Origin of the sequence: Microbulbifer sp. ALW1 (genome assembly GCF_009903625.1) — a bacterium.
Classification (GTDB): domain Bacteria; phylum Pseudomonadota; class Gammaproteobacteria; order Pseudomonadales; family Cellvibrionaceae; genus Microbulbifer.
Window position 1 is genome coordinate 2,844,844 of the sequence record NZ_CP047569.1, and the last position, 17,523, is coordinate 2,862,366.

Genomic DNA, 17,523 nt, shown 5'->3' on the forward strand with positions numbered 1-17,523 from the left:
GCGCGTGCGGATCCTGGTGGTGGAAGACAATGTCGATATTCTTACCAATGTGCTCGACTACCTTGAGCTTCAAGGGTACAGCGTTGACTGTGCGCAGGATGGCCTGGGTGGGCTGCACCTGGCGGCCTCCAATCACTATGACCTCATTGTCCTGGATGTGATGCTTCCGGGCGTGGATGGCTACCAATTTTGTCAGCGACTGCGCGAAGACGCACGTCGTGACACGCCCATTTTGATGCTTACCGCCCGTGACGCGCTGGAAGATCGTCTTCGCGGTCTGCGTTCTGGAGCCGATGATTATCTGGTAAAACCTTTCTCTCTCGCAGAACTGGTGGCGCGTATCGAGGCAATCACCCGGCGCAATCGCGGTGGCGGTGTTGCCGAGCTACGGGTAGCCGATCTTATTTTTGATCCGGCGACACACCAGGCCAGTCGCAACGGACAGCCACTCAAACTGAATCCCATGGGCATCAAGCTCCTTGTATTACTCATGCGAAAAAGTCCAGCCGTCGTGACGCGGGAAGTCATGGAAATGGCCATGTGGGGCGAAGATGCGCCGGATAAAGATAGCCTGCGCAGCCATATTCACCAGCTGCGTCAGGTGGTCGACAAGCCTTTTGACCGACTGCTGATCCATACGGTGCACGGGATTGGCTATCGTCTGGCGGAATTGGAGGAATGAACGTCAAGCAGCCGCTTAAGCAGCGGATCATTGTCGCTTTCGTACTGATGACGCTCTTGGTCAGTGGCGCTTTCTCCATTGGAATTGTGCAAATCGTACATCTGGTGGAAGAGCACCTGGTCTCCGAGGACATGCACTCAGAACTGGAAGCGGCAATGGATGCCCTTGGCACTGGGCAGGCTTTGTCGTTGGACAAAGGAAAGCAGCTATACACCGAGGCGGCCCCTCAATTTCTTCCACCACCGGAGTTTTCCGCGGTAGCCGCGGGGTTCTCCGAAGTGGTGCTGGGGGATCAGGCCTACTACGTGTACCGCCAGGATCGCGATGGTTCGGCCTATTTAATGGTGCAGGATCAGCGAGAATTTGAAGCGCGCGAGCAATTGCTGTTCGATGTGGTATTGGCCTGTTTTCTGGGTAGTCTGCTGATCGCCTGGGGGCTGGGGTCACTGCTGGCGAATCGGGTAATGCAGCCGGTAGCACTACTGGCCGACGAAGTGCGCTCCGGTGCCCGGGTTCAGGGGGCGGAGCAATTGGCCAAAAATTACGCTGATGACGAAGTGGGACGTCTGGCGGAAGCCTTTGATAGCACTTTCGAGCAACTGCGACACTCGCTGGAGCGGGAAAAGCTGTTCACTGGCGATGTCAGCCACGAGCTGCGTACGCCATTGATGGTGATCGGTACTTCCTGCGAGCTGTTGGCCCAGTCTCCCGGGTTAGAAACGAAGCAGCAAGAGCAATTGGGACGTATCCAGCGGGCGGCTGCAGAAATGCTCGAGCTGGTGGAAACCCTGCTCATGCTCGCCCGCGAGCGTGGCACCATGGCCGAGCCCGGGTGTGGTATCACTCTGGCCCAAGTAGCGAGGGAGCAGTCTGAAATCTGGGGAGGACAGTTTGCGTCTCATCACATTGAGTATCGGTCGACCGTTGAGGCCGAGGACGACAGGTATTACCAGCCAACGTTTCTGCGGACGGTGATGTCGAATCTTCTGCGCAACTCCCTGCACTACACAGAAGAGGGCAGGGTAGATCTGGTTTTGTTTGATGGCGGCTTTCGGGTCGAAGATACGGGCCCGGGTATTGCGCCGGAGCAACATTCCCGTTTGTTCGAGCCTTTCCAGCGGGGATCCAATGCCCGGGGAGAGGGGCTTGGCCTGGGTTTGTCTCTGGTTAAGCGGATCTGTGATCACCAGGGGTGGTTGGTAAGCATCGAGCCTGCCGAGCCTCGTGGCTGCGTATTTAAAGTTGACCTCAAGCCGGATTGAACCAGGCACTTTAACGTGTGCTCATGGAAAAACGGCAGCAATTTCCCCACTTTTCACACTTTTTTGACATTCTGTTGACCTAATCTTGACGCCTCTCTCTCTAGTCTGGGCATCTGGCAACCCAGACTAGGCGGTGGCAGATGGCATGGTTTACCCGAAGACGATTTTCACCCGGAACCCTGATTGTTGCGGTTGCGATCTGGATGGTGCTTTTTTGCAACTATTCCTTTTTCAAGAATGTGCTTGGCGTCTACTCAGCATCCCCCGGAGAGCTGGGATTTGTGGCGTCTCTGGGCATATTAATTACTGCATTGACGGTATTGCTGCTTTCTCCCTTTTTGGTGGGGAGGGCATTAAAACCTCTACTCATCGGCATACTCTTGATTGCGTCGATGACCGCGTATTTTATGGATACCTACAATGTCATCGTCAGTAGTGAACTGCTCGAAAGTGGCCTGCAAACCGATCTTGCCGAATCCATTGGCCTTTTGAGCTGGAAGCTGATCCTTTATCTGGGGCTTTTGGGTATCTTGCCCGCACTGCTGGTATACCGTACCCCCATCCAGGTTGAACCCATGCGTACCGCGGTGCTCTCGCGTGCGAAACTGTTCGGTGGTTCGCTGGCCGTCGTATTGCTTATGTTTGGGTTATTCAATGGTGCTTATGCCTCTTTTTTTCGCGAGCATAAGTCGCTTCGCTTCTATACCAATCCCACCACGCCAATTTATACGGCAGTCCGCTATGCTTCAGACAAAATCGGTGGTGGCAACGCCATTCCGTACCGCCAAATAGGTTTGGACGCTACGCAGGAGCCTGCGGTTGGCAAGCGGCGATTACTAGTCGTTGTGGTGGGGGAAACGGCGCGCGCAGATCACTTCTCCCTGAATGGTTATGACCGCAATACCAATCCAATGTTGGCCAAACATCATGTTGCGAGCTTTGATAACGTCTGGTCGTGCGGGACTGCCACGGCTGTTTCTGTGCCATGTATGTTTTCAGTGCTGGATCGGGAGCATTACAGCGAGCGACAGGCGAAAGCGACGGATAATGTGCTTGATATTCTCCAGCGGGCTGGGGTCAATGTTGCCTGGCTGGACAATAACTCTGACTCCAAGGGCGTTGCGCTGCGCATACCCTATGTCAATTATCGTGACCGGGACGTAAATCCGGTGTGTGATACCGAGTGTCGCGATGTGGGGATGCTGGAGGGAGTAAAAGAGTTTGTCGCGATGCATCCCCGTGGAGACATTGTGATAGTGCTACATCAAATGGGCAGTCATGGCCCGGAATATGCCAAGCGTTATCCTGAATCACAGGCATTCTTTGCGCCCAGCTGTCACAGCAACCTCCTTGAGAGTTGTAGTGAGGAGGAAATTAACAACGCCTACGATAATTCGATTCGCTATACCGATTATTTCCTTGGTCAGGTTATCGACTACTTGCAAGGCGAGGCGAAAAGCTTTTCACCAGCCATGCTCTATCTCAGTGACCATGGAGAGTCTCTGGGTGAACGGGGCTTGTACCTGCACGGTTTTCCCTATGCGCTGGCACCGGACGCACAAAAGCGCGTCCCGATGATATTCTGGTCAAGTGGAGATTATCCGCGTGTTGAGAAAAAGCTATCAGGGAAAACTTCTGTGCATCAAACAATGTCTCAGGACTACCTGTTTCATACACTGCTCGGTTTGATGCGTATTCAGACAGATGTCTATCGGCCGGAGCTTGATGCCTTCGCCAATGGATAAGCAATATCTGGCAAGGCAAGCGGTGCTTACGGCGATTGCTCTTGTTTGCATCATCGCCCTGTTTGAGCTGACCGATATTGATATGTGGTTTCAGAGTAAGCTGTATCAGTTCGGTCCAGACCACTGGATGCTGGATAAGCACAATGAAACCTTGAGGCTCATATTTTATGATGGCCCCAAGAACTTATTGGCAGTGCTCGTGGGGCTGTCGTTACTGGCGATCATTGTTTTATCTCGCACTATTCGATTTCAGCCTTATCGCCGTGGCCTGCTTATTGTCTTGATCTCAATGGCCATTACGGCGTCTTTGGTGGGGCTTCTCAAAACCTGGACGGATGTTCCCTGCCCAAAGGATTTGAGCGCGTTTGGTGGCCGCTATCCGCATATTACCTTTCTGCACCGCATACCGATATCCGCGGATTTGGGGCGTGTTCGTTGCTTCCCCGCCGGTCATGCGAGTGGAGGCTTCGCATTGTTATCACTCTTCTTTCTATTTCGGCAGCGACGCAACCGGTGGCTTGGCTTTGGTGCCGGCATGCTGTTGGGGTGGACTCTTGGCGGTTACAAAATGCTTATTGGTGATCACTTCCTGAGCCATACCCTGGTGACTATGTGTATTGCATGGCTGGTTTCCCTGGGCGTTGCGGCTTGTGTTTTTCGATTGAGTCGTGAAAGGGCAGGCTCAATTCCGGGTTATGGGGCAGGGTATAGGGAAATAGAACCTGTGGATCAGCCAATACACTGAATATCGTCATGTGGGAAATTGGCGCTTCGTTCCCAGCTCCTGCTCCGACTCCTGCTCTGACTCCGGCTCTTGGAAGCTAGTTCGCGGGGGCGGTTGCAATCGGTCAATTTACATTTTTTTTACAGGCAGCTTGCTAGGGTTTGACCCCTGATGTTGTCTTGTAGCTGGAATGTACCCTGACAATGAAACGATTGACACCCTTTAAGACTGTACTTGTATTTGCTGCGATAACGCTGGTTATTTTGTCCATTTCGCGACTTTACCTTTCTATTCTTTACTTTGAACGTATCGGATCCTTCCCTGAACTACTGGGGATTCTATTCCAGGGGGTGCGGGTAGACCTGATTATTGCCAGTTACCTTTATCTGATTCCGATGCTTGTCAGCATCTGGCTCAGCGGGAAGTTGGGCGCTCGTCTTACATCCGCGCTCATCAAGCCCTGGCTCTGTCTGGCGCTTGTCCTGAGCGTGTTTATGGAGCTGGTTACCCCTGAATTTATTCTTGAATACGATATTCGCCCGAATCGTCTATTTATCGATTACCTGGGCTATCCCAGAGAAGTATTCGGCATGTTGTGGGAAGGGTATAAGCCCGCGATTTTTCTCGCCGTATTCGGTGTTTTGGTCATTGTTATCTCCGCCAGGAAGTTGCTCTCCCGGGTTTCAACAGAGACTGGCTCCTTTTCGACAATGCAAAAGGTTTGCCTGACGTTCATTATTTTTGTTGTTGGTGTCGCCGCCGCGCGATCCAGCTTGCAACATCGTCCATTCAATCCGGCGATGGTTTATTACAGCAACGATAATCTGGTCAATTCACTGATGCTGAATTCGACATATTCCGTATTGTATGCGGCATACAATACGGGTTCAGAAGAGCAGGCGGCGGATCTCTATGGCCGGATGCGGCCGCAGGAGATTATCGAAGCGGTTCAGGAGTCTGCCGCGATAGACAATCAGCCGTTTCTTTCAAAGGATATTCCGACGTTACGTTTTCACCCTGCCAGTTATCAAGGGGCACCGAAAAACATCGTTATATTGCTCCAGGAGAGCCTCGGGGCTCGCTATGTCGGAAGCCTGGGCGGCGAGGACTTGACCCCCAATCTTGATGCGCTGATGCCTCAAGGCTGGGTGTTCAATCACGCCTACGCCACGGGTACCCGCTCTGTGAGGGGGATTGAGGCGGTGTTTACCGGTTTCTCTCCGGGGCCATCCCGCTCTGTAGTGAAGTTGAATAAAAGCCAGTCCGGGTTCTTCAGTCTGGCATCTCTACTAAAACGCCATGATTATCACACGCAGTTTATTTACGGGGGCGAAAGCCATTTCGATAACATGAAAAGCTTTTTCCTTGGTAACGGTGTGGATGACATCCGCGACCTGAGCACTTTTGATGAGCCCCGGTTTGTAGGGTCTTGGGGCGCCTCGGATCAAGATCTCTACGCCGAGGCGCACAAGCAGTTTGTCAAACTCGACAAAGCGTCAAGGCCGTTCTTCAGTCTGGTATTTACTACGTCGAACCATACTCCCTGGGAATACCCGGATAATTGTCCGGCGGCGTACTCCGGGAACAGGCAGTCGCGAGAGAATGCCATTCGATACGCGGATTGTGCCCTGGGTGAATTTATACGAAAGGCGAAAGCGTCAGATTACTGGAAAGACACCCTGTTTTTAATCATTGCGGATCACGATTCCAGAGTTCAGGGATCGGATATGGTTCCGATCGACCATTTCCGTATACCCGCATTGATTCTCGGTGCAGGTGTCGCGCCGAAGGTGGATGCCAGGCTGGTTTCTCAGATTGATTTTCCGACGACGCTACTATCGCTTGCCGGTATTAGTGATGCACATCCTATGCTGGGATTTGACTTGACCAGAGCGGTACCGCGTTCGAAGCAGCGCGCACCAATACAGTATGGTGAAAACTACTCCTGGCTGAGTGCCGATCATGCGGTTGTGTTACGACCTAAACTGCCCGCACGCGTTTATGCGCACGACGGCAACAAGCTGCTGGAACAGTTGGACAACCAGCAATATGAGGGCGAGATCAATCGCACAAAAGCAAATGCTTTGTGGAGTAACCTCGCATACTCAAAAGGCTTCTATCGAAATGCGCGCTAGTCTCAATTAATCGCCGAGGTTGTCGATGCGAATACCGGGTCCCGGCTTGGCAAGGGGGAAATGGAATATGCGGCTGTAAAATTCCAGTTCTCCCTCTAGTGCCATTTGGATACTACTGGCGGCGCGAAAGCCGTGCCCCTCTTCGCTGAAGGTGATGTAAGCCACGGGCAGGCCGCGCTGCTTCAGCGCGGCAACCATTGCCTCGGCCTGATTCGGCGGTACCACTTTGTCTTCCATGCCCTGGAAAAATATGACCGGGCAATTGAGCTGCTCTATGTGATTGATGGGGGATCTGTCCCGGTAGATGGACTCCGCCTCAGGCCATGGGCCCACCAGTTTGTCGAGGTAGCGCGACTCGAATTTGTGGGTGTCGCGGGCGAGGGTAGTCAGGTCGCCAATGCCGTAGTGGCTGGCTCCGGCGGAAAAGGTGTTGTGAAAGGTCAACGCTGCCAACACGGTGTAGCCGCCAGCGCTGCCACCTTTGATCAGCAGGCGCTGTGGGTCAGCCAATCCCTGGGCGACCAGGAACTCTGCACCGGCACAGACATCTTCGACATCGGTAATCCCCCAGGTGTCCTTGAGGCGATCCCGGTACGCCCGGCCATACCCGGTGCTACCGGAGTAATTGACGTCCAGAATGGCAAAGCCGCGGCTGGTCCAGTACTGGATTTTCAGATTCAGGCCCGCGGAGGTGGCACCTGTTGGACCGCCATGACTGAAAACGATGGTTGGGGGCTTCTCACCCTCTGGCGCTACATAGTTGGGGTTGCAGGGCGGGTAGTAGAAGGCGTGCACCTGGCGGTTGTCCACGGAAAATTCCATGGCCTGCGCGTGCGACAGGAATGTCTCCGGTAGTTCTTTGCTGCTGCTCAGGGAAATGGTTTGGATTTCTTCTCGGGCGCTGTCATAGCGGACCACGGCGGGAAATTGCCCCGGGCCACTGCCGATAAACAACGCCTGACCGTTGCTGCAGCGAATGCCCTCGATATCACAAAAGGGCTGCTCAATGGTTTTGTGACTGCCGTCTTCCAGATTGATTTTGCCGAGATGCCAGCGGCCATCCTGGGTGAAGGTGCAGAGAATTTCATGGGCATTCAGGAAACCGTAAGTGGACATGCCGAACACCCACTGGGGCGTTGCAAACTCTGCGGCTTTTTCCCACAGCGGTTTGTTTTTCCCCAGTTCATAAATGTTCCACCAGTTGCTGCGGTCGGACACATAGTAGAGTTTTCCGTCCGGGGACCACTGGGGCTGGAACAGCGATTCGTTGCTGCCGCCGGCGACCTGCTCGATATTACTCAGACTCCCGCTAGGGGTGACTTCTGCCTTGCAGAGCTCGGTGGCATCCCAGGGCATATTGGGGTGATGCCAGCGCAGGAAGGCCAGTTGGCTACCGTCGGGGGCAAGGGCGGGGTTGGAATAGAAGTCAGCGCCTTCGACCAGAGTTTCAACGGAATAGTTTTTATCCTTGAGGCTGATCGCGACGATTCTCGCTACCGGTTCGCCGCTGCCGGAGCAATCTTCCTGCACACAGATCAGTCGTTCGCGTTTTGCATCGAAAGTGAGGTCCGCGTAATGGCAGGGCCCCTCAGCGGTGATGGGTTCCGGCACCGAACTGTTCATCGGCAGGTGATAAATACGCTGGTCTGCAGCCAGTACGAAATAAACACTCTTGTCGGCAACCAGATAGCTGGCGCCGCCGTATTCGTGTGCTTTCGAGCGTGTGCTCAAGGGGGCGGGGAGAATATCCCGTTTGTTCCCGTCTGCATCCTGTTGAACGATTACGGAGCGGCCTTTTTCCGCGGGGCGGGATTCCAGCCAGTAGGCACAATTGCCGGCCAGCCGGGGTTCACTGAGGCGCACGTTGCCTGCGGTCAACAGATCGCTGGTGATGATGGAATCCCAGCTGCCGTAGGGGGCGACGGTGATTTTGGGGCGCTCTGAAGAGTGTGACATTTATTTCTTTCCGCTTTTTTCACGCATTTTGACAACCGGCGCTTGGCCATACAAGCCTAAGCCAAGAGCCGGGATTGATTTCGGCGGACTTGGCGTCGGTGCGCGTGGTCAGCATTGCGCACTTTTTGCTGCTTGGAGGCTCTCGCTACTGTAGCTGATTGGGCGGCATTGAATTGGCTACATGATGTTGGCTGCATGGTGTTGGGTGCACTGTGATGATCGGGGCTTGCGGGTGTTTTGACCTGCTGGTCCGAGAGTGGCCACTTTCTCTCCGCTGGGAAATTCATCATCGTCTAGGCTGAATGTATTGGAACAATTTTGCGCCAGCGTATCCGCTGGTGCTGTGTCTGCACTTGAGGCTCGTCATGCAAGCTCTTCTGGATAGCCTGGCATCGATTGTCGGATGGGGTAATAGCCTGACCTGGGGCGGTATAGGCGGATACTGGTGGCTGGGGATTCTGATCGCTGCCCTGGTTCCGGCGGGCATTTACTTCACGGTACGTACGCGTTTTATCCAGATTCGTTCGTTCGGCCACATGATCCGGGTCATGGCCCGCAGCTTCCACAAAGAGCATGAGGACTCGGTTTCTTCTTTCCAGGCATTTGCAACCAGCGCCGCGGCCAGGGTAGGGACGGGCAATATTGCCGGCGTGGCGGTCGCCATTACTGCCGGGGGACCCGGTGCGGTTTTCTGGATGTGGATGGTGGCGCTGGTGGGTATGGCAACCAGCCTGATCGAAAACATTCTTGCGCAGACCTTCAAGGAGAAAGGGGAGGAGCACGGGACATTTCGCGGTGGACCGGCTTACTACATCGATAAGGGGTTGGGTAAGCGATGGAAATGGCTCTCCATTGTTTTTTCTGTGTTTCTGGTGATCTGTTTCGGGTTCTTTTTCAATGCGGTGCAGGCAAACGCGATGGCCGAAGCCATTCATGCGGCCTGGGGTATTCACCCGCTGATCGTCGGGGTACTTGTAGCGGTGCTTGCCGCTGTGATCGTCTTCGGCGGGATCAAGACCATTGGTCAGTTCGCGGGCATTGTGGTGCCTATTATGGCGCTCTGCTACATCATCATTGCCCTGGTCGTTATCGCCATGAACCTGCCCCGGATACCGGAAGTCCTATCCCTGATCTTCAGTAACGCATTCGGTATGCAGGAGGCCGGCGCTGGGGCTTTTGGTGCGGTGGTGGCCAACGGTATCAAGCGCGGCCTGTTTTCCAACGAGGCCGGTATGGGCTCTTCACCGAATGTGGGGGCGGCGGCCGATGTGAAGCATCCCGCGGTCCAGGGCTACGTGCAGATGGCATCGGTGTTTCTCGATACCATGATGATCTGTACGGCCACTGCGGCCATCATTCTGCTAAGCCATGTACCGCTATCCGGTAACATGGAAGGCGTGACCCTGACCCAGGCGGCGCTGGCCAGTGAGGTAGGTGCCTGGGGAAACAGTTTTGTTGCCATCGCACTGATCTTTTTCGCGTTTACGTCGATCATCGCCAATTACTATTACGCCGAGACCAATATCTTCTACCTGTGGCATACCCGCACTTCCATTTTCTGCTATCGGGCGCTGTATATCGGTTTCATCCTGTTTGGTGCCTGGGTGGCCTACAGCAGCAGTTCGGATAACTTTGCGCTCCTGTGGAATATGGCGGATATGTCTATGGGTTTTATGGCGTCAGCCAACCTGCTGGCCATTCTGTTGTTGTCCGGGGTGGCGTTTAAAGTGCTCGGTGACTACGAGGCTCAGCGGGCGCGGGGTATTGAGGAGCCGGTTTTTGATGCCCGCCAGTATCAGATTCCTGGAGTCGAGCACGATGTATGGGATGGCACCGATGCACGCGGCAAAGGTGTCGAGAAGTAGTTCTCTTAACGATTGTGATCAACTCATTCAATTCCGGTGCTGCCGTCTCAAATACAATTCGGTTGAGAACCAGCACACAATCCTGTCCGTCTGATTCTTTTACGCTCTGGCCTTTGGTGGCTGGATCGAGGCCGGCCGTGCGAATTCCCCGAGGCAAATCATGTCTGGCCAGCAAATGTTTCAAATTATCTCTGCCGGTAAAACCCTGCGCGCAAAACCGCCGGCAGAAGTTTTGCAGCAGATCAGTTCTGCGTTTTCCATTGATACCCAACAGGCCAGAAAGCTATTTCTGAAAGGTTGGGTGATCAAAGATCAGCTTTCACCCGGTCAGGTGGTGCAATACCGCACCCAGTTGCAACAAATCGGCCTGAAGATTGAAGTGCACCCGGCGGGTAAATTTGATAACCGGGCGATTCTCGCCCGCCTGCAATTCGCACAAAAGCGCAAGGCAAACAGTGCCAAAGCGGCGAGTGGCAATGGGGCGGCTGCCCAGGGGACGGTTACAAAGGAAGCAAGCCTCCGGGCTGAACCTCAGCGCAACAATTCGGCGGCGAGCGAGCCAAAAGTCGCCCCTAAATCCAGGCAGGCGCCGGCGTCCCAGCCCTCTGCCACTATTGATGCCCCCGCACAGTCTGTTCCCGAACCACCAAAGAACACCGGGCGAGAATCCGCCCACCGTGCCCAGCTGGAAGCGCTGTTCAGCAAGAGTGCAAAGACGACATTCGCGGGGCCCGCTCAGCGCCTGGCGCTTATTCCTGCAATGCTGCGGGCTTCACTGGTGCCGCTGGTGTTCTTGGGGCTTCTGTGTCTGTGTGCTTATCAGGTGGGTGCCATCCTGTGGGGTATACCGGCCGCCGCACTGGCGGGCACCTTCAGCGCCATGACACTGGTCTCGGCGATAGCGAAGCTGCTGCTGATTGCACTGGTCGGGGTGCTGCTGATTCGCCCTTTCTTCTTGCGGGTGACCGCGAATACGGATGCACAAAGTGGTGAGTCCGGGCTGCGCCTGCGCAAGCAGGAAGCGCCGGGGCTTTTCCTGTTGCTGGATGTCCTTCAGGAAAAATCCGGCCTCGGTATTGCCGGTAAGATTCAGGGGCCGAAAAACCTCTCTGCGGCCAGTGCTTCCGTGGGCACTATGGTCGAGGTGGCTCCGGGGGCCGATGTGCAGGTACAGCGAGCCCCAGGAGGCGGTCTGAAATTGACCCTGGGACTGGGCGCCGTTGCCAGTGTCAATGGTGGCGACTTGTTGGCATTGACCGCCAGGGCGCTGGCTTATCACCAGGGGCGCTGGGTAGGTCTGGCCAGAGGGTTGTCTCTGACTTCTGCACAGCGACTGCAGGGGATGCAGGAGGCTCTGGAGAACCGGGAGACGCTTGCTGGTGGTACTGCCATATTGCAGCCTCTGTACCGGTTGCTTGGCGTTTGCGGATTGGCTTTACTGCCGGTTGTCGAGCGCTTGCAGGCGCTGCACCGCGGTAGCAGTAGTGCGCTGGCGCGCAAACTCGAAGTAATGGCGGATACCGCTGCGGCGCAGGTTATCGGCAGCGATGCCTTTGCCGCCTTTGCCGAGCGCTGGAACCAGCTGGTACACGCGGATCTGGTATGCGGTGAAATCAACCGCGAGGCGCAGCTGATGGGGCGGCGCCTGGCCAATATTCCCCTCGCGGTGCGCTGGATGTACAGCAATCTGGATGACGCCACCCGATCCACGATCGAGCTGGCGATGGCTGAGTCCACCGATTACTGGAGCCTGGTCGAGCCCGCAGGGCACGAACGTATTGCCGCAATAGAAGAGCTTACGATTGAGCCGCTGTTGCAACGGGTCGACTTTTCCGTGCAAAAACTGTTTGTGGATTTTGAGGATCTCAGTACCCGTGTGAGCCGTCTGGGTATTGAGGAAAGCTGTCGCGCAGTCGAAAACCGCCTGCTATTGACCGCCAGCAAAGAAACGGAAGAAACCCAGAAAGTGCTGTCGGAATATTTTAATCGCGCTATTCCGCGGGATTTCCTGCCCCTGAACTTGCCGAAAAATGTCGAACTCCAGGAGTTGGATCTGCAGGCAACCATCGATTGGCTGCGTACCCGTTTGGTGGATCTGCAGGACCTGGAGCAGAAGTTGGGACAGCTGCAGTTGCGCGGTGCTCGTATTCAGCTGGGTGCGGCGCTGGTGCGGGCGAATGTGAGAATTGATTCGCGGAGTTTTGATTTAAGCGGGTCAACCCCGGCAGCGGCCGATGAGTCCCGCCGTGACAACCGGATACGGGTTCAGGAGTGCCAGCAGCAGCGGCAGCAGTTGCATGCCATGTTCTTCCAGCGAATCCAGTGCACTATCGCCGGTATGGATTCCGCCGATAGTACCACCGCGGAAAGCGCCGTGGCCCAGTTGCAGGCTTTTGAGGCCATGCGAGAGCCGCTGCGAGTTTTGGAGCAGTATGGCGATTTGATGGGCGAACTGATCGAACGGCTGCCAACCAGTGAAATTCCTGCGAATGTGGTGCAGAAATATCCGCAACTGGTATCGCAGCAAATCAGCCAGCTACACCAGCTCGCCAGTCAGCAATCAGGGTTACTTTCAGAGCCGCTAATGGAAAAGCTGGCGGCCTGCGCGCAATCGGATCGGGTCGGGGCTATCGCTGCAAACAAGAAGCCCGCGGAATGGGTGAGCAGCCTGCAGGCCGTCGAGCTGCGGTGCAAGCATGCGAGTGCCGTTGTTTATGAGGGCTACCAGGCCGTATTGGCCAGCCTGTTAAGCCTTTGCTTGGCAGAGGAGGGGCGCCGCAAGGTGAAGCCACTGCGTCTCGCCGGGGTACTGTAAGTTTGATCGCTAGTTGCTGAGGTTCTGGGCGTGTTGGGGGCAGGGTTTGCTTGCCTTCCAGGGGAGGGCTTCCAGTGGAGAGCTTCAGCCCCCCGCCAGTTTTACCTTGAAACTTTTGGCTTCCAGTACCGCTTTGATTTCTTCCCGCTTATCGCCCTGAATCTCGATGACACCATCTTTCAGGGCGCCACCACATCCACAGCGCTTTTTCAGCTCTGCTAACAGCAGCTTGAGTTCGCTGTCTGTGCCCTCGACACCTCGCACACAGGTTACCCCTTTGCCTTTGCGGCCCTTGGTTTCCCGTTGAATACGCACAATGCCATCGCTCTGGTGGCGCTTTTCTGCCGCCGGCGCTTCTTTGATTCGGCCGCGGTCGGTGGAGTAAACAAGACGGTTATTATCACGCTCTTTATTGCTCATGGCAGTCTGGCTAGCACTCTTCTTTGGGTGGGGGTTGTGGTCGAGGTTAGGGTGGGGCATCGATTTCTGCGGCGCAAGGATAGCCGATGGGGAGAGCGGTGTTAACGGGCGGCTTAATTGTTGCCGCCGCCTTCGGCTAGAATGTCACCGATTACCGCACCCCGAACAAGGAAATAACTGGATGGCCCTGACTGGTACCCGCAAATGGCTGAACGAAGTGATCTTCGGTACGGATACGCCGGCGGGGAAGAATTTTGACGTATTTTTGATCTGGACCATTCTGCTGAGTGTGGGGCTGGTATTGCTGGCATCGGTGGAGAGCTGGTGGGTTCGCTTTGGTGATCTCTTTTATGCCCTGGAGTGGTTTTTCACCGGCCTCTTCACCATTGAGTACCTGCTGCGCATTTATTGCGCCCGGGATCGCCGCGCTTACGTCTTCAGTTTTTATGGCATCGTCGACCTGATGGCGATTTTGCCCAGTTACCTGGCGCTGATCTTTACCGGTGCCACTTACCTGATGGTGATCCGGCTGCTGCGGGTATTGCGGATATTCCGGGTACTGAAGCTGGTACGTTACCTCAGTGATGCCAACCTGCTGATGCGATCCCTGTGGCAGGCGCGGCGGCGGATCCTGGTGTTCTACGCCAGCGTACTGGTGATTTGCATCATTTTTGGCAGCCTCATGTTCATCGTTGAGGGGCCAAAGCACGGTTTCACCAGTATCCCCAAAAGTATTTACTGGACCATTGTCACCATCACCACTGTAGGCTTCGGCGATATCACCCCTCAAACCTCGCTGGGGCAGGCGATTGCCTCCATGACCATGTTGATCGGTTACTCCATCATTGCCGTACCCACCGGGATTGTGACGGCGGAGCTGGCCCATGAACTGGGGCGGGAGAAGCAGTTGGCGCGCTGCCATAATTGTGGCCGTGCCGGCCACGATGCAGACTCCGAATACTGCAAGCATTGCGGGTACAAGCTGGAAGATTTCGAAACACCGACCGATCACGGTTGAGCGATAGCCTGGACAGTACGCGAGAGGTCGGTGGCCCGCCGCGTCGAGGGGGCCCTGTCTGGCTTAACAGCGCCACGGGTATCCGCTATCCTTGCGCCCCGTTTGTCCCGCCTCTGATGGCGGGACCCCACCTTTTACTGTTTCCCCAACACTGACACTGGTAGCCGCCCCCAATGGATATTCAGGGATACTGCGCACCGGGTTTTGAAGCCCTGTACGATGCTTTTGCAACCAATTTTCGCGACCACGGTGATGTGGGAGCCTCGTTCTGCGCTGTGCAGCAGGGCGAGGTTATCGCCTCGCTGTGGGCGGGAACTACGGATCGGGCGGGGGAGCGGGCATTTGAGGAAGATACGCTCGCCAACGTATTTTCCTCCTCGAAAGGCATTCTGGCACTGATCGCGCTGCAGCAGGTGGCAGCGGGCAAGCTGGATCTGGACCTGCCTGTGGCGCACTACTGGCCGGAATTTGCCGCTGCCGGTAAAGGGGCGATCACCGGGCGCCAATTGCTGTGCCACCGCTCCGGGGTGATTGCATTTCGGAACAAGGTCCCCGACGACTTGATCTACGACTGGGCCGCGGCTCTGGAACAGGTGGCGATTACGGAGCCCTGGTGGGAGCCGGGCACCCAGCAGGGGTATTCCCCGTTTCTGTATGGTTGGACCCTCGGCGGCCTGATTGAGAAAGCCAGCGGCGAGACCTTGATGTCCCTGTACCGGTCGGGGGTGGCGGAGCCACTGGATCTGGATGGTGGCTTTGGTGCCCTCGGGCATCGCTCGTCTTCCATCGCCGATGTCGGCCCCCTCAAGAAACCGTTGCCGGAGTTGCGCGACAATGCCATTGGTCGCTCCATCAAAGAGGATAGGCAGGGGCCGGTGGCAACCGCGTTTACCAATCCGGTGACCCTGATGATGGGCACCAATGGCGAGCAGTGGCGGGGTGCGTTGATTCCTGCGGCCAATGGCCATTTCAGTGCCCGCGACCTGGCCTCCGTGTATGGCGATCTGGCGGGGGACGCTCCCAGCTTGTTGCCTGCGGATGTGCTGCGAGAGGCAACCCGCGAACAGAGTCGCGGACAAGACGCCATACTGCAGACAGATGTGGCCTTCGGCTGCGGCTTTCTCAAGTCGTCTTCGGCCAGAGATCTGTATTTTGGAAGTGATGTCGGTTTCGGTCACCCCGGGGCCGGCGGCAGTATCGGCTTTGCGGATCCGGAAGCGGAGCTGGGTTTTGGCTATGTGACTTCGCGCATGGGGCAAAGCCTGTTTATGGACCAGCGTGCCGTCGGGTTGCTGGAGTGCCTTTACCGCTTGATGTAAGTGAAGATTGTTTTTTTAGGGGAGTAGGGCCATGAGTGAAGATATGCAGCAGCTCAGTGCACGGGTGGATGAACTGGAAAGCCGCCTGGCGTTCCAAGAGGATACGCTGAGCCAATTGAATGACCTGATTGCTACCCAGGACGCGCAAATACGGGCACTTGTTGGCCGTCTGAAAGAAGTGTCGGAAAAGTATCAGGACCTGTCTTACGAGGTACAGAAGGGCGGCCAGCCGGCGGACGAAAAGCCGCCACATTATTAATAACGACGCCAGAATGGATGGTGGCTGTCTGCCACGCTGTCACAATTTGGCTTTACACTTTCAGCGCTGCGCTTTTTTCTACGTCAATTACTGGAAAAACAGGGGATTTCGTTTTTTCTCCCCGCGTCAAGCCTTGACAAGTTTTTTTCCACATGCCGCCTGAGTTATTCCTGCTTTTTCTTTTATGACGCCCCAGTTGGTACGGAAAGTTGAAAAATTCTCTTAACGTATTGATTCGTAAAGAAAAAATTTTGCGGGATAAAAAGTGCACAAATTGCTGGGAGCCAGTAAATGCGCCGCTTTAGCTGTGCTTTTTCAACTTCATTCACAAAGTTATCCACAGATCTTGTGGAAGAACCAATTACACCGAATTACAGCTATTTGAGTGGGTGATGCTCCATTGGTATGACCATCACGGTGATTGCTATCGGCGCATCGCGAGAGCCGGACCGGGGGAACGTAATTTGCGCCGATGGGCGCAGATGTCGAAAGCGTCAAATTTGGGAAGTGGGCCCTAGACCTATCGGGACTTTCCGCATAGTCTTCCCGCCCATGGCGAATGCGGTTCAGCTTCCAGTCAGTTTATGACAGGGATACTGCATTCAACAGAGAGCGAAATTCTCACCCGTCATCAGTAAAAGCGTTAGGAGAGGCTTAATGAAAAAGTGGGTAGCTATTCTTGCCCTGGGCTCACTGGTTGGTTGTACCACCCTGGACCCTTACACCCAGGAAAGTAAAACCAGCAATGCAGCGAAAGGCGCCGGCGCCGGTGCCGTAGCCGGTGCCATCATTGGCGCGGCAACTGCCAGCAAGAGCGACCGCAAGAAGGGCGCCATCACCGGCGCAATTGGTGGTGCAGCCATTGGCGGCGGTGTGGGTTACTACATGGATCGTCAGGAGATGGCTCTGCGCCAGCGCCTGGAAGGCAGTGGCGTACGCGTTCAGCGTGAAGGTGACAACATTCGCCTGATCATGCCGGGCAACATCACTTTCGCAACTGGCCGTTACGAAATCCGTTCCGATTTCTACGACACCCTGGATTCCGTGGTACTGGTACTGAACGAATTCGACAAAACTGCGATTCGTGTAAGCGGCCACACCGACAGCACCGGTTCTGATGTTACCAACCAGAACCTGAGTGAGCGTCGCGCCCAGTCCGTAGCTAACTTCTTCACCACCCGCAGCGTTGCCGCAGGTCGTGTGCAGGCAGTGGGCTACGGTGAGCGTTACCCCATCGCTAGCAACGATTCCGACGCCGGTCGTCAGGCCAACCGTCGCGTAGAGCTGGAATTACTTCCGCTCCAGTAGCAAGATAAGAGGGCG

Annotated in this window: 13 protein-coding genes; 11 read left to right on the forward strand and 2 right to left on the reverse strand. The window is 55.4% G+C overall.

The annotated features are described in order from the left end of the window. Positions 1–4: 4 nt before the first annotated feature. The 5 genes from GRX76_RS11825 to GRX76_RS11845 all read left to right on the forward strand — a co-directional run bounded on the left by GRX76_RS11825 (position 5) and on the right by GRX76_RS11845 (position 6,548). Complete coding sequence (locus tag GRX76_RS11825; RefSeq protein ID WP_160154936.1) at positions 5–682, forward strand: response regulator transcription factor; 678 nt, start codon at positions 5–7, stop codon at positions 680–682. Then, on the forward strand, positions 679–1,944 hold the full coding sequence (locus tag GRX76_RS11830; RefSeq protein WP_160153503.1) for a HAMP domain-containing sensor histidine kinase: 1,266 nt from the start codon (positions 679–681) through the stop codon (positions 1,942–1,944). Before GRX76_RS11825 ends, GRX76_RS11830 begins: the two co-directional genes overlap by 4 nt. Before the next feature lie 140 nt (positions 1,945–2,084). Continuing rightward, positions 2,085–3,689, forward strand: a complete 1,605-nt coding sequence (locus GRX76_RS11835) for a phosphoethanolamine transferase (protein WP_160153504.1) — start codon at positions 2,085–2,087, stop codon at positions 3,687–3,689. Then, on the forward strand, positions 3,682–4,434 hold the full coding sequence (locus tag GRX76_RS11840; protein WP_160153505.1) for a phosphatase PAP2 family protein: 753 nt from the start codon (positions 3,682–3,684) through the stop codon (positions 4,432–4,434). The genes GRX76_RS11835 and GRX76_RS11840 overlap by 8 nt, the downstream gene beginning before the upstream one ends. Positions 4,435–4,616: 182 nt before the next feature. Further along, positions 4,617–6,548: an LTA synthase family protein gene (locus GRX76_RS11845; RefSeq protein WP_160153506.1), complete on the forward strand. Its 1,932-nt coding sequence runs from the start codon at positions 4,617–4,619 to the stop codon at positions 6,546–6,548. Positions 6,549–6,554: 6 nt separating this feature from the next. Here GRX76_RS11845 and GRX76_RS11850 read toward each other — a convergent pair whose 3' ends face one another. Beyond that, positions 6,555–8,504 (reverse strand): S9 family peptidase, encoded by a 1,950-nt coding sequence (locus tag GRX76_RS11850; RefSeq protein WP_160153507.1) that lies wholly within the window; start codon positions 8,502–8,504, stop codon positions 6,555–6,557. Positions 8,505–8,869: 365 nt separating this feature from the next. Between GRX76_RS11850 and GRX76_RS11855 the strand changes: the two genes are divergently transcribed. Beyond that, on the forward strand, positions 8,870–10,369 hold the full coding sequence (locus GRX76_RS11855) for a sodium:alanine symporter family protein (RefSeq protein WP_160153508.1): 1,500 nt from the start codon (positions 8,870–8,872) through the stop codon (positions 10,367–10,369). Positions 10,370–10,544: 175 nt separating this feature from the next. Next, positions 10,545–13,184: a hypothetical protein gene (locus GRX76_RS11860; protein ID WP_160153509.1), complete on the forward strand. Its 2,640-nt coding sequence runs from the start codon at positions 10,545–10,547 to the stop codon at positions 13,182–13,184. An 84-nt stretch (positions 13,185–13,268) separates the two neighbouring features. Here the strand turns inward: GRX76_RS11860 and yciH are convergent, their stop codons facing one another. After that, a complete protein-coding gene (yciH, locus tag GRX76_RS11865; protein ID WP_160153510.1) occupies positions 13,269–13,604 on the reverse strand; it encodes a stress response translation initiation inhibitor YciH in 336 nt (111 codons plus the stop codon). 181 nt (positions 13,605–13,785) lie between these two features. On the opposite strand from yciH, the gene GRX76_RS11870 reads away from it, so the two are divergent. From GRX76_RS11870 to GRX76_RS11885, 4 genes are all read left to right on the forward strand, one after another. Then, a complete protein-coding gene (locus GRX76_RS11870) occupies positions 13,786–14,622 on the forward strand; it encodes an ion transporter (RefSeq protein ID WP_160153511.1) in 837 nt (278 codons plus the stop codon). Positions 14,623–14,795: 173 nt separating this feature from the next. After that, the gene (locus GRX76_RS11875) at positions 14,796–15,941 is read left to right on the forward strand and encodes a serine hydrolase domain-containing protein (protein ID WP_160153512.1); all 1,146 of its coding nucleotides are present in this window, start codon (positions 14,796–14,798) and stop codon (positions 15,939–15,941) included. A 31-nt stretch (positions 15,942–15,972) separates the two neighbouring features. After that, complete coding sequence (locus GRX76_RS11880) at positions 15,973–16,200, forward strand: SlyX family protein (RefSeq protein WP_160153513.1); 228 nt, start codon at positions 15,973–15,975, stop codon at positions 16,198–16,200. Positions 16,201–16,857: 657 nt separating this feature from the next. Continuing rightward, positions 16,858–17,508: an OmpA family protein gene (locus tag GRX76_RS11885; RefSeq protein ID WP_160153514.1), complete on the forward strand. Its 651-nt coding sequence runs from the start codon at positions 16,858–16,860 to the stop codon at positions 17,506–17,508. Positions 17,509–17,523: the final 15 nt, after the last annotated feature.

What these genes read in the sequence shown, in the direction of transcription:
- GRX76_RS11830 (WP_160153503.1), top strand. Translation starts at nt 679, where the DNA reads ATGAACGTCAAGCAGCCGCTTAAGCAGCGGATCATTGTCGCTTTCGTA.
- GRX76_RS11835 (WP_160153504.1), top strand. Translation starts at nt 2,085, where the DNA reads ATGGCATGGTTTACCCGAAGACGATTTTCACCCGGAACCCTGATTGTT.
- GRX76_RS11840 (WP_160153505.1), top strand. Translation starts at nt 3,682, where the DNA reads ATGGATAAGCAATATCTGGCAAGGCAAGCGGTGCTTACGGCGATTGCT.
- GRX76_RS11845 (WP_160153506.1), top strand. Translation starts at nt 4,617, where the DNA reads ATGAAACGATTGACACCCTTTAAGACTGTACTTGTATTTGCTGCGATA.
- GRX76_RS11850 (WP_160153507.1), bottom strand. Translation starts at nt 8,504, where the DNA reads ATGTCACACTCTTCAGAGCGCCCCAAAATCACCGTCGCCCCCTACGGC.
- GRX76_RS11855 (WP_160153508.1), top strand. Translation starts at nt 8,870, where the DNA reads ATGCAAGCTCTTCTGGATAGCCTGGCATCGATTGTCGGATGGGGTAAT.
- GRX76_RS11860 (WP_160153509.1), top strand. Translation starts at nt 10,545, where the DNA reads ATGTTTCAAATTATCTCTGCCGGTAAAACCCTGCGCGCAAAACCGCCG.
- yciH (WP_160153510.1), bottom strand. Translation starts at nt 13,604, where the DNA reads ATGAGCAATAAAGAGCGTGATAATAACCGTCTTGTTTACTCCACCGAC.
- GRX76_RS11870 (WP_160153511.1), top strand. Translation starts at nt 13,786, where the DNA reads ATGGCCCTGACTGGTACCCGCAAATGGCTGAACGAAGTGATCTTCGGT.
- GRX76_RS11875 (WP_160153512.1), top strand. Translation starts at nt 14,796, where the DNA reads ATGGATATTCAGGGATACTGCGCACCGGGTTTTGAAGCCCTGTACGAT.
- GRX76_RS11880 (WP_160153513.1), top strand. Translation starts at nt 15,973, where the DNA reads ATGAGTGAAGATATGCAGCAGCTCAGTGCACGGGTGGATGAACTGGAA.
- GRX76_RS11885 (WP_160153514.1), top strand. Translation starts at nt 16,858, where the DNA reads ATGAAAAAGTGGGTAGCTATTCTTGCCCTGGGCTCACTGGTTGGTTGT.